Consider the following 24253-nt stretch of genomic DNA (forward strand, 5'->3'; position numbering starts at 1 on the left):
TATGTTCCGCCGTACGTTCTGGTTCACCGCGGGCGCAGCCGCCGGCGTGTGGGCCACCACCAAGGTCAACCGCAAGATCAAGCAGCTGTCGCCCGAGAGCCTCGCCGCCCAGGCCGCGAACAAGGCGGTCGAGGCGGGCCACCGGCTCAAGGACTTCGCCCTCGACGTCCGGGACAACATGGCGGAGCGCGAGGCCCAGCTCGGCGACGCGCTGGGCCTGGCCGGACCGGCCGAGGGCGAACTGCCCCCGCAGCGCCGCTTCGCGGTCGTCGAGAACACCTCCAGCACCAAGCAGCACAAGCCCATCGAGTACAACGCGCAGAACGCGTACGACAACCGGAATGAGGACCACTGATGGAGTCGGCTGAAATCCGTCGCCGCTGGCTGAGCTTCTTCGAGGAGCGTGGCCACAAGGTCGTGCCCTCGGCGTCGCTCATCGCCGACGACCCGACTCTGCTGCTCGTCCCCGCGGGCATGGTCCCGTTCAAGCCGTACTTCCTGGGCGAGGTCAAGCCGCCCGCCCCGCGCGCCACTTCGGTGCAGAAGTGCGTGCGCACGCCGGACATCGAAGAGGTCGGCAAGACCACCCGCCACGGCACGTTCTTCCAGATGTGCGGCAACTTCTCCTTCGGCGACTACTTCAAGGAAGGCGCCATCAAGTACGCCTGGGAGCTGCTCACCAGCCCCCAGGACAAGGGTGGTTACGGCCTGGAGCCGGAGAAGCTCTGGATCACCGTCTACCTCGACGACGACGAGGCCGAGCGGATCTGGCACGAGGTCGTCGGCGTCCCGAAGGAGCGCATCCAGCGCCTGGGCAAGAAGGACAACTTCTGGTCCATGGGCGTCCCCGGCCCCTGCGGCCCGTGCTCCGAGATCAACTACGACCGCGGCCCCGAGTTCGGCGAAGAGGGCGGCCCGGCGGTCAACGACGAGCGCTACGTGGAGATCTGGAACCTGGTCTTCATGCAGTACGAGCGCGGCGCCGGCACTGGCAAGGACGACTTCGAGATCCTCGGCGACCTGCCCTCGCAGAACATCGACACGGGCCTCGGCCTGGAGCGCCTCGCCATGATTCTGCAGGGCGTGCAGAACATGTACGAGACGGACACCCTGCGCGTCGTCATCGACAAGGCGACCGAGCTGACCGGTGTCGCCTACGGCGCCCAGCACGCGTCGGACGTCTCGCTGCGCGTCGTCGCCGACCACATGCGCACGTCGACCATGCTCATCGGCGACGGCGTCACCCCCGGCAACGAGGGCCGCGGCTACGTGTTGCGCCGCATCATGCGCCGCGCCATCCGCAACATGCGCATCCTCGGCGCCACCGGCCCGGTCGTCCAGGAGCTGCTCGACGTCGTCGTCGACACGATGGGGCAGCAGTACCCGGAGCTGATCACCGACCGCAAGCGCATCGAGCAGGTCGCGCTCGCCGAGGAGGCCGCGTTCCTCAAGGCCCTCAAGGGCGGCACGAACATCCTGGACACCGCCGTCACCGAGACCAAGGCCGCGGGCGGCACGGTCCTCGCCGGCGACAAGGCGTTCCTGCTGCACGACACGTGGGGCTTCCCGATCGACCTCACCCTGGAGATGGCCGGCGAGCAGGGCCTCTCCGTGGACGAGGACGGCTTCCGCCGCCTGATGAAGGAGCAGCGGGAGCGCGCCAAGGCCGACGCCCAGTCCAAGAAGACCGGACACGCCAACGTCGGCGCCTACCGCGAGATCGCCGACGCCGCCGGTGCCACCGACTTCATCGGCTACACGTCGACGAACAGCGAGTCGACCGTCGTCGGCCTGCTGGTCAACGGCGTCTCCTCGCCGGCCGCCACCGAGGGCGACGAGGTCGAGGTCGTCCTCGACCGCACCCCCTTCTACGCCGAGGGCGGCGGCCAGATCGGCGACACCGGCCGCATCAAGCTGGACAACGGCGCGATCGTCGAGGTCCGCGACTGCCAGAAGCCGGTCCCGGGCGTCTACGTCCACAAGGGTGTCGTGCAGGTCGGCGAGGTGACCGTCGGCGCTCCGGCCCAGGCGGTCATCGACGTGACCCGCCGCCGGGCCATCGCCCGCGCCCACTCCGCCACCCACCTGACCCACCAGGCGCTGCGCGACGCGCTCGGCCCGACGGCCGCGCAGGCCGGTTCCGAGAACCAGCCGGGCCGCTTCCGCTTCGACTTCGGCTCGCCGGCCGCGGTGCCCACGGCGGTGATGACGGACGTCGAGCAGAAGATCAACGAGGTGCTGGCCCGCGAGCTGGACGTCCAGGCCGAGGTCATGTCGATCGACGAGGCGAAGAAGCAGGGCGCCATCGCCGAGTTCGGCGAGAAGTACGGCGAGCGGGTGCGCGTCGTCACCATCGGCGACTTCTCCAAGGAGCTGTGCGGCGGCACGCACGTGCACAACACGGCCCAGCTGGGTCTGGTGAAGCTGCTCGGCGAGTCGTCCATCGGTTCGGGCGTGCGCCGCATCGAGGCGCTGGTCGGCGTCGACGCGTACAACTTCCTGGCCAAGGAGCACACGGTCGTCGCCCAGCTCCAGGAGCTGGTCAAGGGCCGCTCCGAGGAGCTGCCCGAGAAGATCTCGGCGATGCTCGGCAAGCTCAAGGACGCCGAGAAGGAGATCGAGAAGTTCCGCGCGGAGAAGGTCCTCCAGGCGGCCGGCGGGCTCGCCGACTCCGCCAAGGACGTCCGCGGCGTCGCCCTCGTCACCGGCCAGGTGCCGGACGGCACGAGCACCGACGACCTGCGCAAGCTGGTCCTCGACGTGCGCGGGCGCATCCAGGGCGGCCGGCCCGCCGTCGTCGCGCTGTTCACGACGGCCCAGGGCAAGCCGCTCACGGTCATCGCCACCAACGACGCGGCCCGCGACCGCGGCCTCAAGGCCGGTGACCTGGTCCGCGCCGCGGCCAAGACCCTCGGCGGCGGTGGCGGCGGCAAGCCGGACGTCGCGCAGGGCGGCGGCCAGAACCCGGCCGCGATCGGCGACGCCATCGACGCCGTCGAGCGCCTCGTCGGGGAGACCGCGAACTGATGCGCAGAGGCCGCCGACTGGCGATCGACGTCGGGGACGCCCGGATCGGGGTCGCGTCCTGCGACCCCGACGGGATCCTCGCGACCCCGGTGGAGACCGTGCCGGGACGCGACGTCCCGGCCGCCCACCGCCGGTTGCGGCAGCTCGTCGAGGAGTATGAGCCGATCGAGGTGGTCGTCGGACTGCCCCGCTCGCTCAAGGGGGACGAAGGTCCGGCCGCCACCAAGGTCCGTGGCTTCGCCCAGCAGCTGGCCCGGGGCATCGCACCCGTTCCGGTGAGGCTCGTGGACGAGAGGATGACCACAGTGACGGCCAGTCAGGGCCTGCGCGCCAGCGGCGTAAAGTCCAAAAAGGGCCGTTCTGTCATCGACCAGGCGGCCGCCGTCATCATCCTCCAGCAGGCCCTGGAGTCCGAACGGGCGTCAGGAAACGCTGCTGGCGAGGGCGTCGAAGTGGTTGTCTGATCGCGATACGGTAACGTTCCGCGCGATCGGCGGCGTTCGAACAGCTGCCGCACAGCATCAAGAGGCGGAACGGTTGCCCTCCTGACCGGAAATCGGGCCCTTCCCGCCTCGCGGCTTGTAGGGGACCGATGACTGATTATGGCCGGGGCCAAGGCTCCGAACCGTGGCACCCCGCGGACCCGCTGTACGGGGACCAGGGGTGGGGGCAGCAGGCCGGCCACGGCCAGGCTGCCTACGGCGGCCAGGGGCAGTACGACCCGCAGCAGCCGCAGCAGGGCTACGGCGGTGACTGGACCCAGGGCCAACAGCAGGACGGTCACGGCTACGGCCAGGACCCCGGTTACGGCCAGGACCCCGCCTACGGTCAGGGCTCCGGCTACGACCAGAACCCCGGGTACGGCCAGGGCCCGGGGTACGGCCAGGACCCGGCGTACGGTCAGGACCCGGCGTACGGGCGGCAGGGGTACGGCGGGCAGCAGCAGAGCCAGGACCAGAGCGGTTGGGACCCCGGCGGCCAGGGCGGGCAGGCCCCGTACGGCATCGACCCCACGGACCCGTACAACACCGGCCACCAGGCCGCCTATCAGGGCGGCGACCAGCCGGACTACTACAGCACCCCCGACGCCTACCCCCCGCCGGAACCGCCGGGCCGGCGGCGCGCCCCCGAGCCGCAGACGGAGTGGGACGCGGGCCCCGACCAGGGCGAGGACGCGTTCTTCAACGGCGGCGGGGACGACGACGAGGACGACGACCGGGGCTCGCGGCGCGGCGGCCGCAAACCGAAGAAGCGCCGCAGCGGCTGTGCCTGCCTGGTGCTCACGGTGATCTTCGCGGCCGGTGTCGGCGGCGTCGGCTATTTCGGCTACCAGTTCTACCAGGACCGCTTCGGCGGGGCACCGGACTACGCGGGCGACGGCAACGGCGAGACGGTCAGCGTCGTCATCGACAAGGGCTCGGACGGCTACACCATCGGCCAGAAGCTCAAGGCGGCCGGTGTCGTGCAGAGCGTCGACGCCTTCGTCGCGGCCCAGTCCGCCAACCCGCAGGGCAAGACGATCCAGGCCGGCGCCTACATCCTCCAGAGGGAGATGTCGGCCGGCAGCGCGGTCAAGCTGATGCTCAGCCCGAAGAGCAAAGCCAACATGATCGTCTCCGAGGGCATGCGCAACGCCAAGGTCTACAAGAAGATCGACGCCAAGCTGGACCTCGACCCCGGCACCACGGCCAAGGTCGCCAAGAGCGACTACAAGGACCTGGGCCTGCCGTCCTGGGCGCTCAACCACAAGGACGTCAAGGACCCGCTGGAAGGCTTCCTCTACCCGTCGAGCTACGCGGTCGCCAAGGGCATGAAGCCCGAGGACGTGCTCCAGCAGATGGTCGAGCGGGCCGACGAGAACTACAAGCGGCTCGACCTGGAGGGCCAGGCCGCGAAGCTCGGCCTCGACGGCCCGTGGCAGGTGCTCACCGTCGCCAGCCTCGTGCAGGCCGAGGGCAAGACGCACGACGACTTCCGCAAGATGGCCGAGGTCGTCTACAACCGGCTCAAGCCCGGCAACATGGAGACCGTCGGCAAGCTCCAGTTCGACTCGACGTACAACTACGCCAAGGGCCAGAGCAACATCAACATCGGCGAGTCCGCGATCAACAGCGACTCGGACCCGTACAACACCTACTTCCACAAGGGGCTGCCGCCCGGACCGATCGGCAACCCCGGCGACGAGGCGCTGGCCGCCACGCTGCACCCGACCAGCGACGGCTGGCTGTACTTCGTGGCGACCGACGGCATGCACAAGACCGAGTTCGCCAAGACCAACGCAGAGTTCGAGAAGCTGAAGGACAAGTTCAATGCCAGCCAGCAGGGCAACTGACGCGCGCCGCGCCGCGGTCCTCGGTTCCCCCATCGCCCACTCGCTCTCGCCGCGGCTGCACACCGCGGCGTACCGGGCCCTCGGCCTGGACGGATGGACGTACGACCGGTTCGACGTCGACGAGGCGGCGCTGCCCGGGTTCCTCCGCGGCCTCGGCGCGCGGGAGTGGGCCGGGCTGTCGCTCACGATGCCGCTGAAGCGCGCGGTGATCCCGCTGCTCGACGGGATCACCGGCGCCGCCGCCTCGGTCGAGGCGGTCAACACCGTCGTCTTCCACGCCGACGGGCGCCGGACCGGCGACAACACCGACATCCCCGGCCTGGTCGCCGCGCTGCACGAGCAGGGCGTCGAGAAGGTCGGGTCCGCCGCGATCCTCGGCGCGGGCGCCACCGCGTCCTCGGCGCTCGCCGCGCTGGCCCGGATCTGCACGGGCGAGGTCGTCGTCCACGTCCGCAGCGGGCGACGGGCCGACGAGATGCGCGGCTGGGGCGAGCGGCTCGGCGTCCCCGTGCGCATCGCCGCCTGGGACGACGCGGCCCGCGCCTTCGAGGCGCCGCTGGTCATATCGACGACGCCCAAGGGCAGCACCGACCACCTGGTCGACGCGGTGCCCGCACAGGTGGGCACCCTGTTCGACGTGATCTACGATCCGTGGCCGACGCCGCTCGCGGCGGCCTGGCAGCGGCGCGGCGGACCCGTGCTCAGCGGCCTCGACCTGCTCGTGCACCAGGCCGTCTTCCAGTTCGAACAGTTCACCGGCGACACCCGGCCGGTCCTCGGCGCGATGCGCGAGGAGGCGCTGCGGTCGCTCGGCTGACCGCCGCCCGCGTGTTCCCCGTCTCACCCGACGTCCGCAAGGCGGACACCGGGACGAGCCCCTGGCCGGGCATGGGAGGATCGGAGGATGCGCGGTGGGCCGGTCACATGTGCCGTCCGGCGCCGCCCGCAGAGCCGTTACGCAGAGCGCGAGCATGAGGAGCACCGTTGAGCAGGTTGCGCTGGCTGACCGCGGGGGAGTCGCACGGACCCGCACTTGTCGCGACGCTGGAGGGACTTCCCGCCGGCGTTCCGATCACCACGGAGATGGTGGCGGACCACCTCGCACGGCGGCGCCTCGGCTATGGCCGCGGCGCGCGCATGAAGTTCGAGCAGGACGAGGTCACCTTCCTGGGCGGCGTCCGGCACGGCCTGACGCTGGGCTCCCCGGTCGCGGTCATGGTGGGCAACACCGAGTGGCCGAAGTGGGAGCAGGTCATGGCGGCCGACCCCGTCGACCCCGAGATCCTCAAGGACCTCGCGCGCAACGCGCCGCTGACCCGGCCCCGGCCCGGCCACGCCGACCTCGCGGGCATGCAGAAGTACGGCTTCGACGAGGCCCGGCCGATCCTGGAGCGCGCCTCGGCCCGCGAGACCGCGGCCCGGGTGGCCCTCGGCGCGATCGCCCGGTCGTACCTCAAGGAGACCGCCGGCATCGAGATCGTCAGCCACGTCGTCGAGCTGTGCTCCGTCAAGGCCCCGCACGGCGTGTACCCGACGCCGGCCGACGTGGAGAAGCTGGACGCCGACCCGCTGCGCTGCCTGGACGCCGTCGCCTCGAAGGCCATGGTCGCGGAGGTCGACCAGGCCCACAAGGACGGCGACACGCTCGGCGGTGTCGTCGAGGTGCTCGCCTACGACGTGCCGGTCGGGCTCGGCTCGCACGTGCACTGGGACCGCAAGCTGGACGCCCGGCTCGCGGGCGCCCTCATGGGCATCCAGGCGATCAAGGGCGTCGAGATCGGCGACGGCTTCGACCTGGCGCGGGTGCCGGGCTCGCAGGCCCACGACGAGATCGTCAACACCGCCGAGGGCATCCGCCGCGTCTCCGGCCGGTCCGGCGGCACCGAGGGCGGACTGACCACCGGTGAGCTGCTGCGGGTCCGCGCCGCGATGAAGCCGATCGCGACCGTGCCGCGCGCCCTGAAGACCGTCGACGTCGCCACCGGCGAGGCCACGCAGGCCCACCACCAGCGCTCCGACGTCTCCGCCGTACCGGCCGCCGGCATCGTCGCCGAGGCCATGGTCGCCCTCGTCCTCGCGGACGCCGTCGCGGAGAAGTTCGGCGGCGACAGCGTGCCCGAGACCCGGCGCAACGTGCGGTCCTACCTCGACAACCTCCACATCCGGTGACCGGGCCGAGGATCGTCCTCGTCGGGCCGATGGGCGTGGGCAAGTCGACGGTGGGCGCGCTGCTCGCCGAGCGGCTCGGCTGCACCTACCGGGACACCGACGACGACATCGTGGCCGCGCAGGGCCGGACCATCGCCGACATCTTCGTCGACGAGGGCGAGGACAGTTTCCGCGCCGTCGAGAAGGCGGCCGTCGCCACGGCGCTCGCCGCGCACGAGGGGGTCCTCGCGCTCGGCGGCGGGGCGATCCTCGACGCCGGCACCCGGGCACTGCTCGACGGGCGGCCCGTCGTCTTCCTCTCGATGGACGTGGAGGAGGCGGTCAAGCGGACCGGTCTCAACGTGGCCAGGCCGCTGCTCGCCGTCAACCCCCGCAAGCAGTGGCGGGAGTTGATGGAGGCGCGCCGCCATCTGTACACCGAGGTCGCCCGGGTGGTCGTCGCCACCGACGGCCGCACACCCGACGAGGTCGCGGCGGCCGTCCTCGACGCACTGGAGTTGAAGCAGGCATGAGCGAGCAGATCACCCGGATCCAGGTCGGCGGCACCGCGGGCACCGATCCCTATGAGGTACTGGTGGGCCGTCAGCTCCTGGGCGAGCTGGGCCAGTTGATCGGCGACCGGGTCAAGCGGGTGGCCATCGTGCACCCCGAGGCGCTGGCCGAGACCGGCGAGGCGCTCCGCGCGGACCTGGCCGACCAGGGCTTCGAGGCCGTCGCCATCCAGGTGCCGAACGCGGAGGAGGCGAAGACCGCCGAGGTCGCCGCCTACTGCTGGAAGGCGCTCGGCCAGTCGAACTTCACCCGCTCCGACGTCATCGTCGGCGTCGGCGGCGGCGCGACCACCGACCTCGCCGGGTTCGTGGCCGCGACCTGGCTGCGCGGCGTGCGCTGGATCGCCATTCCGACCACCGTGCTCGCCATGGTGGACGCGGCGGTCGGCGGCAAGACCGGCATCAACACCGCCGAGGGCAAGAACCTCGTCGGCGCCTTCCACCCGCCGGCCGGCGTCCTCTGCGACCTGGCCGCCCTCGACTCGCTCCCGGTCCACGACTACGTGTCCGGGCTGGCCGAGGTCATCAAGGCCGGATTCATCGCCGACGAGCGGATCCTGGAGCTGGTGGAGGAGGACCCGCAGGCGGCGCGGACCCCCGCGGGCCGGCACACCGCCGAGCTGATCGAGCGCGCCATCAAGGTCAAGGCCGAGGTGGTCTCCTCCGACCTCAAGGAGTCGGGCCTGCGCGAGATCCTCAACTACGGGCACACGCTGGCCCACGCCATCGAGAAGAACGAGCGCTACAAGTGGCGGCACGGCGCCGCCGTCTCCGTCGGCATGCACTTCGCCGCCGAACTCGGCCGTCTGGCCGGGCGGTTGGACGACGCCACCGCCGACCGCCACCGCACCGTCCTGGAGTCCGTGGGACTGCCGCTGTCGTACCGCTACGACCAGTGGCCCAAGCTGCTGGAGACCATGAAGGTCGACAAGAAGTCCCGCGGCGACCTGCTGCGCTTCATCGTCCTCGACGGCCTCGGCAAGCCCACCGTCCTGGAGGGCCCGGACCCCGCCGTCCTGCTCGCCGCCTACGGCGAAGTGGCCGAATAAGCCTGGTCGTCGAGGGGCGGGCACGTTCCGGCCGCCCGGGCCGTTCACACAACGTCGGCCCGGGACGGTACCGTTCGATAGCGCTCGGTTCGCCGACGCCTCCCTGACGGTTGTACGAGACGGAGTGGCACCGGATGCAGCACGCAGTGGGGTCGCCGCTGCCACCGCCCCATCGGCCGGGGCACGGACCGGGCCCGGCCACCCCCGGGAGCCAGGCGCAGCAGCCCGGCGCGCCCGGTTTCGCCGGCGCCCCGCACCACCCGCCCGTCCCGCCGCACCCGCACCAGCCGGTGCCGCCGCGCCGGGACACCACCGGCCATGTGCAGCTGCCGCCCGGCGGCCCGGTCGCCGTGCCGAGCCCGCCGCCCGCGCAGGCCCCCGCCGACCCGGGCAACACGATCCTCGCGGTCCTGCTGATCGGCCCCGCGGGCGCCGGGAAGACCAGCGTCGCCAAGTACTGGGCGGAGCGCCGCCGCGTCCCGACGGCCCACATCAGCCTGGACGACGTACGGGAATGGGTGCGCTCGGGGTTCGCGGACCCGCAGGCCGGCTGGAACGACAACAGCGAGGCGCAGTACCGGCTGGCCCGCCGCACCTGTGGCTTCGCCGCGCGCAACTTCCTGGCGAACGGGATCTCCTGCATCCTCGACGACGCCGTCTTCCCCGACCGGCCGGTCGTCGGTCTCGGTGGCTGGAAGCGGCACGTGGGGCCCGGGCTGCTGCCCGTCGTCCTGCTGCCGGGACTGGAGATCGTCCTGGAGCGCAACGCCCAGCGCAGCGGCAACCGCCGGCTGACCGACGAAGAGGTCGCCCGGATCCACGGGCGCATGGCGGGCTGGTACGGCTCGGGCCTGCCGATCGTCGACAACTCCCAGCTCGACGTCCCCGGCACGGCGCAGGTGCTGGACGAGGTGCTGGCCCGCGCCATCGCGAGCCCGCCCCAGTGGTGAACCGGCGCCGCTGAGCGGCGCCGGCCCTCCGGGCGGGCCCGGCGCCCCCGACGCCCCCGACGCCCCTGGTCACGGGCGTGCGCCGCCCGTCCGGACGCGCTGAACCGGCCGGGGCGGGCGCCCGCTCGTACGCTCGGCCTCATGGCAGAGGTGTACGCGGCCCGACGGGACCGGCTGAGAGAGCGCGCGACAGCGAGCGGCAGTGCGGGCGCGCTGGTGTCGCGGCCCGCCAACGTCCGCTACCTCGCCGGAGCGGCGCCGCACGGCGCGGTGCTCCTGCTGGGCCGGGAGCCCGGCGGCGGTGACGATCTGCTGCTGTGCGCCCGCCCGCCGAGCGGACAGGCCGCGGAGGGCCGGGCCGACGAGGAGCTGCGGATCCAGGTGCTGTCCGCGCCCGCCGGGGACGCGGCCGTGGCCGCCGCGGAGCGGGCGGCGGCCCAGGGCGTCGACTCGCTCGCCGTCGAGGAGCACCACCTGACGGTGACCCGGCACCGGGCGCTCGGCTCGGTCGCGCCGAGGCTGCGGCTGACCGGCCTCGACCGGGCCGTCGAGCAGTTGCGGCTGGTCAAGGACGAGGAGGAGATCTCCTGTCTGCGGATCGCCGCCGAGATCGCCGACCAGGCGCTGGGCGAACTCCTCGAATCGATCCTCGTCGGCCGGACCGAGCGGCATCTCGCCCTGGAACTGGAACGTCGACTTGTCGACCACGGTGCCGACGGGCCCGCCTTCCCCACGTCCGTCGGCACCGGGCCGCACTCGGGACGTACCGGGCACCGGCCCGGCGACCGCAGGGTCGAGGAGGGCGATTTCCTGTCCGTCTGCCTGGGCGCCGCCTACCGCGGCTACCGCTGCGAGATCGGCCGCACCTTCGTCATCGGCACCTCGCCCGCGGACTGGCAGATCGATCTCTACGACCTCGTCTTCGCCGCTCAGCGGGCCGGCCGGGAGAGTCTGCTGCCGGGTGTGCCGTGCCGGGACGTGGACCGGGCCGCCCGTCACGTCCTGGACGGCGCAGGGTATGGTGACGGACTCGCGGAGCTGACCGGACACGGGGTGGGACTCGAAATCGACGAGGACCCGCAGTTGGCCCCCGCCGCCATGGGTAAACTTGACGCTTGTGTGCCGGTCACCGTCGAACCGGGGGTCCACCTCCCGGGCCGGGGCGGCGTCCGGATCGATGACACGCTCGTCGTCCGCCCCGAGGCGGACGGCGGACCCGAGCTACTCACCATCACGACCAAGGAGCTGCTCGCGCTCTAGCCCCGCAGGGCTGGACGCGGGACCCGGGGTCGTCCACGTCAGTCCAGGAGATTCCGCAACCGTGGCTTCCACGAACGACCTCAAGAACGGCCTGGTGCTCAAGCTCGACGGGGGCCAGCTCTGGTCCGTCGTCGAGTTCCAGCACGTCAAGCCCGGCAAGGGCCCTGCCTTCGTGCGCACCAAGCTCAAGAACGTGCTCTCCGGCAAGGTCGTCGACAAGACGTTCAACGCCGGCGTCAAGGTCGAGACGGCCACTGTCGACAAGCGCGACATGCAGTTCTCGTACATGGACGGCGAGTACTTCGTCTTCATGGACATGGAGACCTACGACCAGCTCATGGTCGACCGCAAGGCCGTCGGCGACGCCGCCAACTTCCTGATCGAGGGCTTCACCGCCACGGTCGCCCAGCACGAGGGCGAGGTGCTCTTCGTCGAGCTGCCGGCCGCCGTCGAGCTGGTCGTCAAGGAGACCGAGCCGGGCGTCCAGGGCGACCGGTCCACCGGCGGCACCAAGCCCGCCACGCTGGAGACGGACCACCAGATCCAGGTCCCGCTCTTCATCACGACGGGCGAGAAGATCAAGGTCGACACCCGTGACAGCAGCTACCTCGGCCGGGTGAACAGCTAACCGTGGCCGCCCGTAACACGGCCCGCAAGCGAGCCTTCCAGATCCTCTTCGAGGCCGACCAGCGCGGCGCCGACGTCGTCACGGTCCTCGCCGACTGGATCAAGAACTCGCACAGCGACCCGCAGCAGCCGCCCGTCAGCGAGTACACGATGGAGCTGGTCGAGGGGTACGCCCCCAAGGCGCGCCGGATCGACGACCTGATCTCGCAGTACGCCGTCGACTGGACCCTCGACCGGATGCCCGTCGTCGACCGCAACATCCTGCGGCTCGGCGCGTACGAGCTGATCTGGGTCGACGGGACCCCGGACGCCGTGGTGCTCGACGAGGCCGTCTCCCTGGCCAAGGAATTCTCCACCGACGAGTCCCCGGCGTTCATCAACGGACTTCTGGCCCGCTTCAAGGACCTGAAGCCGTCGCTGCGCCGCGACGAGGCATAAAAGCCGCAGTCGCTCAGCAAGCTCGCAGGCCCGGAGCGGAACATGAACATTGTTCTGCTTCGGGCCTGGTGCGTTCCCGGGGATCCTGCGTAGGTTCACGCCATGTCCCCCTCAGGCCTCCCCGCGCGGGTCCGGATCGGCTACGGCCTCGGCTCCTTCGCCACCGGCACCTTCGGCACCGTCCCCGGTCTGCTGCTGCTCTACTACCTGACCGACGTCCTCGGCGTCGGCGCCGGCCTCGCCGGGCTCCTGATCTTCCTGCCCAAGGCGTGGGACGTGCTGCTCAACCCGTGGATCGGCAGCCTCTCCGACCGCAGCACCCGCTCCCGCTTCGGCCCGCGCCGCTCCTGGATGCTGCTCGGCGCCGTCACCATGCCGCTCTGTTTCGCCGCCATGTTCGCGGCGCCCGGCGGCCTCGAAGGCGGCCCCGCGGCCGCCTATGTGGCCGTCCTCTTCCTGCTGACGGCCTCCGCGTACGCCTTCTTCCAGGTCCCGTACGTCGCCCTGCCCGCGGAACTCACCGACGACCCCGACGAGCGGGCCCGCGTGATGTCCTGGCGCGTCGCCTTCCTCGCCGTCGCGATCCTGCTGGCCGGCGCGGTCGCGCCGGTGCTCGCGGGCTCCACGGGGGACGACCGGGGGAGCGCGGACGGCTACCGGCTGATGGGCCTGGCCGTCGGCGCCGTCCTCGCCTGCGGCATGCTCGCCGCCGTCGGCGCGACGGCCGGCGCCCCGGCCGTCGTCCGCACCACCAGCGAGCCGAACCTGCGCGCCCAGCTGCGGGCGGCCCGCGGCAACGCGCCCTTCGCCCGGCTGCTCGCCGCCTTCGTCGTGCAGGCCGCCGCGACCGGCCTGATGCTCGCGGGCACCCAGTACTTCGCCACGTACATCCTGGACCGGCCGGGCGCCACCACCGTCCTCTTCGCCTGCCTCATCGTGCCGTCCCTGCTCGCCATGCCGCTGTGGCTCGCCGTCGGCCGCCGCACCGGCAAGCGCGACGCGGCGATCGCCGCCTCGCTCTGCTTCCTCGTCGGCGCGCTGGGCGCGGCCGCCGGCCGGCACCTGCCCGACGCCCTGATCTACGCGGCCGTGGCGCTGGCCGGGATCGGGTACGCGGGCATGCAGATGCTGCCGCTCGCCATGCTCGGCGACGCCGTCGCCGCCGACGCGTACACCAGCGGGCGGCGCCGGGCGGGCGTCTTCACCGGGCTGTGGACCGCGGGCGAGACCCTCGGACTCGCGCTGGGGCCCGGCCTGTTCGGACTCGTGCTCTCGCTCGGCGGCTTCGTCTCGTCCGACGCCGACCACCGGGTGGCCCAGCCCGGCTCCGCGCTCACCGCGATCGTGACCGGGTTCGGGGTGCTGCCCGCCGCCCTGCTGCTCCTGAGCCTGCCCCTGCTGGCCCGCTACCGGCTCACCGAGACCGAACTGACCCGGTTGCGGGACGCGGCCGGCACCCGGACCACCGCCTGATCCCGACGGCCGCCCGCCGCCCTTCCCGGCCCTTCGTCCTCCCGTTGTCCGCCCGCCGCACCGCCACCGCCCCGCACCACGAGGAGAGTTCCGCGATGAGTACCGACCACGACGCGATCCTGGAGCGGCTCGCCGAGCTGCGCGCGGGCGACCTGCCCACGCGCGGCGGCCGCACCATGGCCTACGTCTACGACTCCGGGCTCGACGGCCTCGAAGAGCTCGCGAGCGCCGCGCATGCCGCCTTCGCCGGGGTCAACGGCCTCGACATGACGGCCTTCCCCAGCGTCGTGGAGCTGGAGAACGACCTGGTGCGGCGGGCCACCGACCTGCTCGGCGGGGAGGCGGGCACCTTCACCAGCGGCGGCACCGAGAGCTGCCTCCTCGCTGTCCTGACGGCCCGTCAGCACGCGCGCAGGACACGGGGGGTGACCCGGCCCGAGCTGGTGCTCCCCGACACCGCGCACGCGGCCTTCCACAAGGCGGCCGACCTGTTCGGGCTCGACGTCGTGACCGTGCCCGTCGACCCGGACACCTTCAAGGTGCGGCCCGCCGACGTCGCCGACGCGCTCACCGAGCGCACGGCCCTGGTCGTCGTCTCCGCCCCGAGCTACGCGCACGGGGTCGTCGACCCGGTCGCCGAGGTCGCCGCCCTGGCCGCCGCGCGCGGGGTGCTCTGCCACGTGGACGCCTGCATCGGCGGCTGGTACCTGGGCCACCTCAGGCGGGCGGCGGACGCCCCGGACATCCCCGACTTCGGGCTCACCGTCCCCGGCGTGACCTCGCTCTCCGTCGATCTGCACAAGTACGGGTACGCCGCGAAGGGCGCCTCGCTGCTCCTCTTCGCCGAGGCCGGACTGCGCCGTCACGGATGGTTCGCACACGCCTCCTGGCCCGGCTACCCCGTGGTCAACTCCACCCTCCAGGGCACCAAGGCGGCCGGACCGCTCGCCGCGGCCTGGGCGGTGACCGAGCGGGTCGGGACCGACGGTTACACCGCGCTGTCGACGCGCGTACACCGGACGACGCGGGATCTCGCCGAGGGTGTCGGACGCATCGACGGACTGCGACTGCTCGCCCCGCCGGAGGCGTCGCTCCTCGCGCTCGCCTCCGACGACCCCGAGGTGGATGTGTTCGTCGTGGCGGACGAGATGCGCGAGAGCGGCTGGTACCTCCAGCCGCAGCCGGCCTTCGGGGCCTCGCCCGCCAATCTCCACCTGACCGTGACGGCGGCGGTCGCGGACGCGGAGACCGTCCGGGTGCTGCTCGACGAGCTGGACAGGGCCGTGGGCCGGGCGCGGGCGGCCGGACCGGTGCGGATCGACCCGGCGATCATCGAGGCCGCCGGCTCGCTGGACCCGGACGCGCTGACCTCCGACGAGGTGGAGATCGCGCTGGCCCTCGCGGGCGTGGGGGAGGGCGGGGCGCTGCCGCGCCGGATGGCGCCCGTCCTCGCGGTCCTCCAGGCGCTGCCGCCGAGACTGAGCGAGCGGCTGCTGCCCGAGGTCATCGGGCGGCTGTACACGACGGGCCGCTGACGCGCGAAGGGGCGGAGCCGACCGGCTCCGCCCCCTCGATGTGACGTTTCTTCTGTATCGGTCCGCTGAACGGACGACGGCTCAGGCCTCTTCGTGGGCCACGGCGCGACGCGCGTCGGCGTCCAGCACGCCCCAGCTGATCAGCTGCTCGGTGAGAACCGAGGGCGACTGGTCGTAGATGACCGCGAGCGTGCGCAGGTCGTCCTGGCGGATGGACAGCACCTTGCCGTTGTAGTCACCGCGCTGCGACTGGATCGTGGCGGCGTAGCGCTGCAACGGGCCCGCCTTCTCCGGCGGCACGTGGGCCAGGCGCTCCAGGTCCAGGACGAGCTTCGGCGGGGGCTCGGCGGCGCCGCCCGGAGTGGTCCCCGGCAACAGCTCCTGCACGGGCACGCCGTAGAAGTCCGCCAGCTCGGCGAGGCGCTGCACGGTCACGGCACGGTCACCGCGCTCGTACGAACCGACCACGACCGCCTTCCAGCGGCCCTGGGACTTCTCCTCGACACCGTGGAGGGAAAGGCCCTGCTGGGTACGGATCGCGCGGAGCTTCGCCCCGAGCTGTTTGGCGTATTCGCTGGACATATAGCTCCCCGGACACTGCATCACTTAGCGGCTGCGCCGCGTGGCTGGTAACTCACTGTGAGGTTACGCAGCGTTACTTGGCCGCGTCAAGCCGAATGGTCCGTACCGACCATCTCCCGAATCCGCCGATCCCGCACCTTCAGGGGGGTGATCAGCGCCGTTTCGGGGCTGGTAATGTGGATGGCGCAAATCCGACGTCCTTTAAGATCCGTCCCGTGAGGCGGAGAAGGGGGTCCGTTTCGTATGGACACGCAGAATTCCGACGCCAGGTCCGTTCTCGAAGGCCCTGACATCGCGCGGGTACTGACCCGTATCGCCCACGAGATCGTCGAGCGCGCCAAGGGCGCCGAGGACGTCGTGCTCCTGGGCATTCCCACCCGGGGCGTCTTCCTCGCCCGCCGCCTGGCCGAGAAGCTCGACGAGGTCACCGGCCGCGCCGTGCCCGTCGGCTCGCTGGACATCACCATGTACCGCGACGACCTGCGGATGCACCCGCCGCGCGCACTGGCCCGCACCGACATCCCCGCCGAGGGCATCGACGGCCGGCTCGTCGTCCTCGTCGACGACGTGCTCTTCTCGGGCCGCACCATCCGCGCCGCCCTCGACGCCCTGAACGACATCGGGCGCCCGCGCGCCGTGCAGCTCGCGGTCCTCGTCGACCGGGGCCACCGCGAGCTCCCGATCCGCGCCGACTACGTCGGCAAGAACCTCCCCACGTCGCTGCGGGAGACGGTCAAGGTCCAGCTCTCCGAGGAGGACGGCCGGGACGCCGTGCTGCTCGGCGCCAAGCCGGACCCCGAGGCGGCCGAGCAGTAGCCACCTCTCCCGCCGTACGCACGCCCGTACGGCGAGACAGGTGCGCCCGCGCGCGCCCGCATGCCCCGAAACGCCCTGAACTTCCCTACGGAGCACCCCCGATGATGCGACACCTCATCTCGGCCGCCGACCTCACCCGCGACGACGCCGTCCTCGTCCTCGACACCGCCGAGGAGATGGCGCGGGTCGCCGACCGGCCCATCAAGAAGCTGCCCGCGCTGCGCGGCCGGACCATCTGCAACCTCTTCTTCGAGGACTCGACGCGGACGCGGATCTCGTTCGAGGCCGCCGAGAAGCGCCTGTCCGCCGACGTCATCAACTTCGCCGCCAAGGGCTCCAGCGTCTCCAAGGGGGAGTCCCTGAAGGACACCGCGCAGACGCTGGAGGCCATGGGCGTCGACGCGGTCGTCATCCGGCACAGCGCCTCCGGCGCCCCCTACCGGCTCGCGACCTCCGGCTGGATCGACGCCCCCGTCATCAACGCCGGCGACGGCACCCACCAGCACCCGACCCAGGCACTGCTCGACGCCTTCACCATGCGCCGCCGCCTGGTCGGCCCGGACACCGGGATCGGCCAGGGCCTGGACGGCAAGCGCGTCACCCTGGTCGGCGACGTCCTGCACAGCCGCGTCGCCCGCTCGAACGTCGACCTGCTGCACACGCTCGGCGCCCAGGTCACCCTGGTCGCGCCGCCCACCCTGCTGCCCGTCGGCGTCGAGTCCTGGCCCTGCGAGGTCAGCTACGACCTGGACAGCACGCTGCCGAAGACGGACGCCGTGATGATGCTCCGCGTGCAGCGCGAGCGCATGAACGCCGCCTTCTTCCCGACCGAGCGCGAGTACAGCCGCCGCTACGGCCTCGACGGCGACCGCATGGCGCGGATGCCCGGGCACGCCATCGTGATGCACCCGGGCCCGATGGTCCGCGGCATGGAGATCACCGCCGAGGTCGCCGACTCCGAGCGCTGCACGGTCGTCGAACAGGTCGCCAACGGGGTCCACACCCGGATGGCCGTCCTCTACCTGCTTCTGGGCGGCAACGAGCCCGCCGTCACGCACACCCGTACCGAGGGGAACTGAACGACATGAGCAAGATCCTGATCCGTGGTGCGAAGGTGCTCGGCGGCGAGCCGCAGGACGTCCTGATCGACGGCGCGACCATCGCCGAGGTCGGCACCGGCCTGAGCGCCGAGGGCGCCGAGGTCGTCGAGGCCGACGGCAAGGTCCTCCTGCCGGGCCTCGTCGACCTCCACACCCACCTGCGCGAGCCCGGCCGCGAAGACTCCGAGACCGTCCTGACCGGCACCCGGGCCGCCGCCACCGGCGGCTACACCGCCGTGTTCGCCATGGCCAACACCTTCCCCGTCGCCGACACCGCCGGCGTCGTCGAGCAGGTCTACCGGCTCGGCCAGGAGCACGGCTACTGCGACGTGCAGCCCATCGGCGCCGTCACCGTCGGCCTGGAGGGCGCCAAGCTCGCCGAGCTGGGCGCCATGCACGAGTCCGCCGCCGGCGTCACCGTCTTCTCCGACGACGGCAAGTGCGTCCACGACGCCGTGATCATGCGCCGCGCCCTGGAGTACGTGAAGGCCTTCGGCGGCGTCGTCGCCCAGCACGCGCAGGAGCCCCGCCTCACCGAGGGCGCCCAGATGAACGAGGGCACCGTCTCCGCCGAGCTGGGCCTGGGCGGCTGGCCCGCCGTCGCCGAGGAGTCGATCATCGCCCGCGACGTCCTGCTCGCCGAGCACGTCGGGTCCCGCGTCCACATCTGCCACCTGTCGACCGCCGGGTCGGTGGAGATCGTGCGCTGGGCCAAGTCCCGCGGCATCGACGTCACCGCCGAGGTCACCCCGCACCACCTGCTCCTCACCGACGAGCTGGTGCGCTCGTACGACCCGGTCTACAAGGTGAACCCGCCGCTGCGCACCGAGAAGGACGTCAGGGCGCTGCGCGAGGCGCTCGCCGACGGCACCATCGACATCGTCGCCACCGACCACGCCCCGCACCCGCACGAGGACAAGGACTGCGAGTGGGCCGCCGCCGCCATGGGCATGGTCGGCCTGGAGACCGCGCTGAGCGTCGTCCAGCAGACGATGGTCGAGACCGGACTGCTCGACTGGGCCGGCGTCGCCGACCGGATGTCCGCCAGGCCCGCCGCGATCGGCCGGGCCACCGGTCATGGACGTCCCGTCTCGGCAGGTGAGCCCGCCAACCTGGTTCTGGTCGACGCCGACTACCGTGGTGCAGTGGACCCCGCGGGCTTCGCCTCCCGCAGCCGCAACACCCCGTACGAGGGCCGTGAGCTGCCGGGGCGCGTCACCCACACCTGGCTGCGGGGCAAGGCCACCCTCGCCGACGGGAAGCTCGCGTGACACCTCTGCTGCACCTGGCCGCCGAACAGAAGTCGGCGGACGTGACCGACTGGCCCGACCGGATCGGCTGGATCGTCGGGCTCCTCCTCTTCATCGCGCTCGTGTACTGGCTGATGCGCCAGGGCTGGAAGTGGCGCGGCACCCTCCAGGGCGACCTGCCGCCGCTGCCCGCCGCGCCGAGCGCGCAGAGCCCGGCGAAACTGGAGCTGAGCGGTCGCTACCACGGCTCGACCAGCGCCGGGCAGTGGCTCGACCGCATCGTGGCGCACGGCCTCGGCACCCGCAGCCGCGTGGAGCTGACCCTCACCGACGAGGGACTGAACGTCGTACGCCCGGGAGCGAGCGACTTCTTCGTCCCCGCCGCGGCGCTGCGCGAGGCCCGGCTCGACAAGGGCATCGCCGGCAAGGTCCTCACCGAGGGCGGCCTGCTGATCGTCACCTGGAGCCACGGCGACCGGCTGATCGACTCCGGGTTCCGCTCGGACACGGCCGCCGAGCACGCCGCGTGGGTCACCACCATCAACGCAACCCCCAAGACGCCCCTCACGACGGAAGGCACCGCACGATGACCACCTCCACCAGGGGAACCAGCAAAGTTCCCGCCGTTCTCGTCCTGGAGGACGGCCGGGTGTTCCGCGGCCGCGCCTACGGGGCCGTGGGGGAGACCTTCGGCGAGGCCGTGTTCTCCACCGGCATGACCGGCTACCAGGAGACCCTGACCGACCCGTCGTACGACCGCCAGATCGTGGTCGCCACCGCCCCGCAGATCGGCAACACGGGCTGGAACGACGAGGACGACGAGTCGTCCCGCATCTGGGTCTCGGGCTACGTCGTGCGCGACCCCGCCCGCATCCCCTCGAACTGGCGCGCGCGCCGCTCCCTCGACGACGAGCTCGTCGCCCAGAACATCGTCGGCATCTCCGGCATCGACACCCGCGCCCTCACCCGCCACCTGCGCGAGCGCGGCTCGATGCGCTCGGGCATCTTCTCCGGCGAGACGCTGCCGGCCGACGCCGAGCTGGTCGGCAAGGTCCAGTCCCAGCCCCAGATGAAGGGCGCGAGCCTGTACGAGGAGGTCGCCACCAAGGAGGCCTACGTGGTGCCCGCGGTCGGTGAGAAGAAGTTCACCGTCGCCGCGATCGACCTCGGCATCAAGGGCATGACCCCGCACCGCATGGCCGAGCGCGGCATCGAGGTGCACGTGCTCCCCGCCACCGCCACCGCGGACGACGTCTACGCCGTCGCCCCCGACGGCGTGTTCTTCTCCAACGGCCCCGGCGACCCCGCCACCGCCGAGGGCCCGGTCGCCCTGATGACCGCCGTCCTGGAGCGCGGGACGCCGCTGTTCGGCATCTGCTTCGGCAACCAGATCCTCGGCCGCGCCCTCGGCTTCGGCACCTACAAGCTGAAGTACGGCCACCGCGGCATCAACCAGCCGGTGCAGGACCGCACCACCGGCAAGGTCGAGGTCACCGCGCACAACCACGGCTTCGCCGTGGACGCGCCGCTCGACCGGGTGAGCGAGACCCCCTTCGGCCGCGCCGAGGTCTCCCACGTCTGCCTGAACGACCAGGTCGTCGAGGGCCTCCAGCTGCTCGACCGGCCGGCCTTCTCCGTCCAGTACCACCCCGAGGCCGCGGCCGGTCCGCACGACGCCGCCTACCTGTTCGACCGTTTCGTCTCCCTGATGGAGGGCCAGCGTGCCTAAGCGCTCCGATATCCAGTCCGTCCTGGTCATCGGCTCCGGCCCGATCGTCATCGGCCAGGCCGCCGAGTTCGACTACTCCGGCACCCAGGCGTGCCGCGTGCTGAAGTCCGAGGGCCTGCGGGTCATCCTCGTGAACTCCAACCCCGCGACGATCATGACCGACCCGGAGATCGCCGACGCCACGTACGTCGAGCCGATCACCCCCGAGTTCGTCGAGAAGATCATCGCCAAGGAGCGCCCCGACGCGCTGCTGCCGACCCTCGGCGGGCAGACGGCCCTCAACACGGCCATCTCCATGCACGAGCAGGGCGTCCTCGAGAAGTACGGCGTCGAGCTGATCGGCGCCAACGTCGAGGCGATCAACAAGGGCGAGGACCGCGACCTCTTCAAGGGCGTCGTCGAGGAGGTCCGCAAGAAGATCGGCCACGGCGAGTCCGCCCGCTCGGTCATCTGCCACTCCATGGACGACGTCCTGAAGGGCGTCGACACGCTCGGCGGCTACCCCGTCGTCGTGCGCCCCTCCTTCACCATGGGCGGCGCCGGCTCCGGCTTCGCCCACGACGAGGAGGAGCTGCGCCGCATCGCCGGCCAGGGCCTGACCCTGTCCCCCACCACCGAGGTGCTCCTGGAGGAGTCCATCCTCGGCTGGAAGGAGTACGAGCTGGAGCTGATGCGCGACAAGAACGACAACGTCGTGGTCGTCTGCTCCATCGAGAACTTCGACCCGATGGGCGTGCACACCGGCGACTCGATCACCGTCGCGCCCTCGATGACGCTGACCGACCGCGAGTACCAGCGGCTGCGCGACATCGGCATCGCGATCATCCGCGAGGTCGGCGTCGACACCGGCGGCTGCAACATCCAGTTCGCGATCGACCCCGTCGACGGCCGCATCATCGTCATCGAGATGAACCCGCGCGTCTCGCGCTCCTCGGCCCTCGCATCCAAGGCGACCGGCTTCCCGATCGCGAAGATCGCCGCCAAGTTGGCCGTGGGGTACACGCTCGACGAGATCCCCAACGACATCACGGAGAAGACGCCGGCCTCCTTCGAGCCGACCCTCGACTACGTGGTCGTGAAGGCTCCGCGATTCGCGTTCGAGAAGTTCCCGAGCGCCGACTCCACGCTGACCACCACCATGAAGTCGGTCGGCGAGGCCATGGCCATCGGCCGCAACTTCACCGAGGCCTTCCAGAAGGCGCTGCGCTCCCTGGAGAAGAAGGGCAGCCAGTTCACCTTCGTCGGCCCGGTCGGCGACAAGACCGCCCTCCTCGAAGAGGCCGTCCGCCCGACCGACGGCCGGATCAACACCGTCATGGAGGCGATCCGGGCCGGCGCCACCCCCGAGGAGGTCTTCGACTACACGAAGATCGACCCGTGGTTCGTCGACCAGCTGTTCCTGATCAAGGAGGTCGCCGACGAGCTCGCCGCCGTCGAGCGCCTCGACGCCGCGCTGCTCGCCGAGGCCAAGCGCCACGGCTTCTCCGACCACCAGATCGCCGAGATCCGCGGCCTGCGCGAGGACGTCGTCCGCGAGGTCCGGCACGCGCTCGGGGTCCGCCCGGTCTACAAGACGGTCGACACCTGCGCCGCCGAGTTCGCCGCGAAGACGCCGTACTTCTACTCCTCGTACGACGAGGAGTCGGAGGTCGCGCCGCGCACCAGGCCCGCCGTGATCATCCTGGGCTCGGGCCCGAACCGCATCGGCCAGGGCATCGAGTTCGACTACTCCTGCGTCCACGCCTCCTTCGCGCTCAGCGACGCGGGCTACGAGACCGTGATGGTCAACTGCAACCCCGAGACGGTCTCCACCGACTACGACACCTCCGACCGCCTCTACTTCGAGCCGCTGACGCTGGAGGACGTGCTGGAGATCGTGCACGCCGAGTCCCTCGCCGGCCCGCTCGCGGGCGTCATCGTGCAGCTCGGCGGCCAGACCCCGCTGGGCCTCGCGCAGGCCCTGAAGGACAACGGCGTCCCCGTCGTCGGCACCCCGCCGGAGGCGATCCACGCCGCCGAGGACCGCGGCGCCTTCGGCCGCGTCCTCGCCGAGGCGGGCCTGCCCGCCCCGAAGCACGGCACCGCCACCACCTTCACCGAGGCCAAGGCGATCGCCGACGAGATCGGCTACCCCGTCCTCGTCCGCCCGTCGTACGTCCTCGGCGGCCGCGGCATGGAGATCGTCTACGACGAGGCCCGCCTGTCCTCGTACATCGAGGAGTCCACCGAGATCAGCCCCTCGCGGCCGGTCCTCGTGGACCGCTTCCTCGACGACGCCATCGAGATCGACGTCGACGCCCTCTACGACGGCGAGGAGCTCTACCTCGGCGGCGTCATGGAGCACATCGAGGAAGCCGGCATCCACTCCGGCGACTCGGCGTGCGCCCTGCCCCCGATCACCCTCGGCGGCCACGACATCAAGCGGCTGCGCGTCTCGACCGAGGCCATCGCCAAGGGCGTCGGCGTGCGCGGACTGATCAACATCCAGTTCGCCATGGCCGGCGACATCCTCTACGTCCTGGAGGCCAACCCGCGCGCCTCGCGGACCGTCCCCTTCACCTCGAAGGCGACCGCGGTGCCGCTCGCCAAGGCCGCCGCCCGCATCTCGCTGGGCGCCACCGTCGCCGAGCTGCGCGCCGAGGGCCTGCTGCCGAGGACCGGCGACGGCGGCACCCTGCCGCTGGACGCGCCGATCTCCGTCAAGGAGGCCGTCATGCCGTGGTCGCGCTTCCGCGACATCCACGGCCGCGGCGTCGACACCGTCCTCGGCCCGGAGATGCGCTCCACCGGCGAGGTCATGGGCATCGACTCCGTCTTCGGCACGGCCTACGCCAAGTCGCAGGCGGGCGCCTACGGCCCGCTGCCCACCAAGGGCCGCGCCTTCATCTCGGTCGCCAACCGCGACAAGCGCTCGATGATCTTCCCGGCGCGCGAGCTGGTCGCCCACGGCTTCGAGCTGCTCGCCACGTCCGGCACGGCCGAGGTGCTCAAGCGCAACGGCATCAACGCCACCGTCGTGCGCAAGCAGTCCGAGGGCGAGGGCCCGGGCGGCGAGAAGACGATCGTCCAGCTGATCCACGACGGCGGCGTCGACCTGATCGTCAACACGCCGTACGGCACCGGCGGCCGGCTCGACGGCTACGAGATCCGGACGGCCGCCGTGGCCCGCTCCGTGCCCTGCCTCACCACGGTCCAGGCCCTCGCGGCCGCCGTCCAGGGCATCGACGCGCTCAACCACGGCGACGTGGGCGTCAGCTCACTCCAGGAACACGCGGAGCACCTGACCGCGGCCCGCGACTAGCAGCCCGGAGGGGGACACCGAAACGGTGTCCCCCTCTTCATGAGCCCACCGCCTCATGAGCACC

Annotated in this window: 21 protein-coding genes; 20 read left to right on the forward strand and 1 reads right to left on the reverse strand. The window is 71.7% G+C overall.

The features are described 5' to 3' along the window. Position 1 precedes the first annotated feature (1 nt). The 14 genes from ACIP5K_RS21445 to ACIP5K_RS21510 all read left to right on the forward strand — a co-directional run bounded on the left by ACIP5K_RS21445 (position 2) and on the right by ACIP5K_RS21510 (position 15411). A complete protein-coding gene (locus ACIP5K_RS21445; RefSeq protein WP_401411679.1) occupies positions 2-355 on the forward strand; it encodes a DUF6167 family protein in 354 nt (117 codons plus the stop codon). Further along, positions 355-3027: an alanine--tRNA ligase gene (gene alaS, locus ACIP5K_RS21450; protein WP_401411681.1), complete on the forward strand. Its 2673-nt coding sequence runs from the start codon at positions 355-357 to the stop codon at positions 3025-3027. Before ACIP5K_RS21445 ends, alaS begins: the two co-directional genes overlap by 1 nt. Continuing rightward, positions 3027-3491 (forward strand): Holliday junction resolvase RuvX, encoded by a 465-nt coding sequence (ruvX, locus tag ACIP5K_RS21455; protein WP_401411683.1) that lies wholly within the window; start codon positions 3027-3029, stop codon positions 3489-3491. Before alaS ends, ruvX begins: the two co-directional genes overlap by 1 nt. A 128-nt stretch (positions 3492-3619) precedes the next feature. Continuing rightward, entirely contained in the window at positions 3620-5359 is a 1740-nt protein-coding gene (gene mltG / locus ACIP5K_RS21460) for an endolytic transglycosylase MltG (protein WP_401411685.1), read from the forward strand. Then, a complete protein-coding gene (locus ACIP5K_RS21465) occupies positions 5337-6176 on the forward strand; it encodes a shikimate dehydrogenase (RefSeq protein ID WP_401411687.1) in 840 nt (279 codons plus the stop codon). Before mltG ends, ACIP5K_RS21465 begins: the two co-directional genes overlap by 23 nt. A 167-nt stretch (positions 6177-6343) precedes the next feature. Further along, complete coding sequence (gene aroC, locus ACIP5K_RS21470) at positions 6344-7528, forward strand: chorismate synthase (protein WP_401411688.1); 1185 nt, start codon at positions 6344-6346, stop codon at positions 7526-7528. 29 nt (positions 7529-7557) lie between these two features. Continuing rightward, positions 7558-8040, forward strand: a complete 483-nt coding sequence (locus ACIP5K_RS21475) for a shikimate kinase (RefSeq protein ID WP_401411862.1) — start codon at positions 7558-7560, stop codon at positions 8038-8040. Continuing rightward, entirely contained in the window at positions 8037-9128 is a 1092-nt protein-coding gene (gene aroB, locus ACIP5K_RS21480) for a 3-dehydroquinate synthase (RefSeq protein WP_401411690.1), read from the forward strand. The genes ACIP5K_RS21475 and aroB overlap by 4 nt, the downstream gene beginning before the upstream one ends. A gap of 134 nt (positions 9129-9262) precedes the next feature. Then, positions 9263-10078, forward strand: a complete 816-nt coding sequence (locus ACIP5K_RS21485; protein ID WP_401411692.1) for a Pro-rich N-terminal domain-containing protein — start codon at positions 9263-9265, stop codon at positions 10076-10078. A gap of 141 nt (positions 10079-10219) precedes the next feature. Beyond that, positions 10220-11338: an aminopeptidase P family protein gene (locus ACIP5K_RS21490; protein WP_401411694.1), complete on the forward strand. Its 1119-nt coding sequence runs from the start codon at positions 10220-10222 to the stop codon at positions 11336-11338. Between the two features lie 61 nt (positions 11339-11399). Then, positions 11400-11966, forward strand: coding sequence for an elongation factor P (gene efp / locus ACIP5K_RS21495; protein WP_111665655.1), 567 nt, complete (start codon positions 11400-11402; stop codon positions 11964-11966). Between the two features lie 2 nt (positions 11967-11968). After that, entirely contained in the window at positions 11969-12403 is a 435-nt protein-coding gene (nusB, locus tag ACIP5K_RS21500) for a transcription antitermination factor NusB (RefSeq protein WP_401411695.1), read from the forward strand. 102 nt (positions 12404-12505) lie between these two features. Next, positions 12506-13876 (forward strand): MFS transporter, encoded by a 1371-nt coding sequence (locus ACIP5K_RS21505; RefSeq protein WP_401411697.1) that lies wholly within the window; start codon positions 12506-12508, stop codon positions 13874-13876. A gap of 95 nt (positions 13877-13971) precedes the next feature. Beyond that, positions 13972-15411 (forward strand): pyridoxal phosphate-dependent decarboxylase family protein, encoded by a 1440-nt coding sequence (locus tag ACIP5K_RS21510; RefSeq protein WP_401411699.1) that lies wholly within the window; start codon positions 13972-13974, stop codon positions 15409-15411. A gap of 81 nt (positions 15412-15492) precedes the next feature. Here ACIP5K_RS21510 and bldD read toward each other — a convergent pair whose 3' ends face one another. Further along, positions 15493-15993 carry a transcriptional regulator BldD gene (gene bldD / locus ACIP5K_RS21515; protein ID WP_093894511.1) on the reverse strand — a complete coding sequence of 167 codons (501 nt, stop codon included), beginning with the start codon at positions 15991-15993 and terminating at the stop codon, positions 15493-15495. Between the two features lie 243 nt (positions 15994-16236). Here bldD and pyrR point away from each other — a divergent pair, with 243 nt between their 5' ends. From pyrR to carB, 6 genes are all read left to right on the forward strand, one after another. Beyond that, positions 16237-16809: a bifunctional pyr operon transcriptional regulator/uracil phosphoribosyltransferase PyrR gene (pyrR, locus tag ACIP5K_RS21520; protein ID WP_401411702.1), complete on the forward strand. Its 573-nt coding sequence runs from the start codon at positions 16237-16239 to the stop codon at positions 16807-16809. Positions 16810-16910: 101 nt separating this feature from the next. Further along, complete coding sequence (locus ACIP5K_RS21525) at positions 16911-17888, forward strand: aspartate carbamoyltransferase catalytic subunit (RefSeq protein ID WP_401411704.1); 978 nt, start codon at positions 16911-16913, stop codon at positions 17886-17888. Between the two features lie 5 nt (positions 17889-17893). Beyond that, entirely contained in the window at positions 17894-19180 is a 1287-nt protein-coding gene (locus ACIP5K_RS21530; protein WP_401411705.1) for a dihydroorotase, read from the forward strand. Continuing rightward, on the forward strand, positions 19177-19749 hold the full coding sequence (locus ACIP5K_RS21535) for a hypothetical protein (protein WP_401411708.1): 573 nt from the start codon (positions 19177-19179) through the stop codon (positions 19747-19749). Before ACIP5K_RS21530 ends, ACIP5K_RS21535 begins: the two co-directional genes overlap by 4 nt. Continuing rightward, positions 19746-20888 carry a glutamine-hydrolyzing carbamoyl-phosphate synthase small subunit gene (gene carA, locus ACIP5K_RS21540; RefSeq protein WP_401411710.1) on the forward strand — a complete coding sequence of 381 codons (1143 nt, stop codon included), beginning with the start codon at positions 19746-19748 and terminating at the stop codon, positions 20886-20888. The genes ACIP5K_RS21535 and carA overlap by 4 nt, the downstream gene beginning before the upstream one ends. Next, positions 20881-24189 (forward strand): carbamoyl-phosphate synthase large subunit, encoded by a 3309-nt coding sequence (gene carB, locus ACIP5K_RS21545; RefSeq protein ID WP_401411712.1) that lies wholly within the window; start codon positions 20881-20883, stop codon positions 24187-24189. The genes carA and carB overlap by 8 nt, the downstream gene beginning before the upstream one ends. Positions 24190-24253: the final 64 nt, after the last annotated feature.

It is taken from the genome of Streptomyces sp. NPDC088785 (assembly GCF_044750685.1).
Lineage (GTDB): Bacteria > Actinomycetota > Actinomycetes > Streptomycetales > Streptomycetaceae > Streptomyces.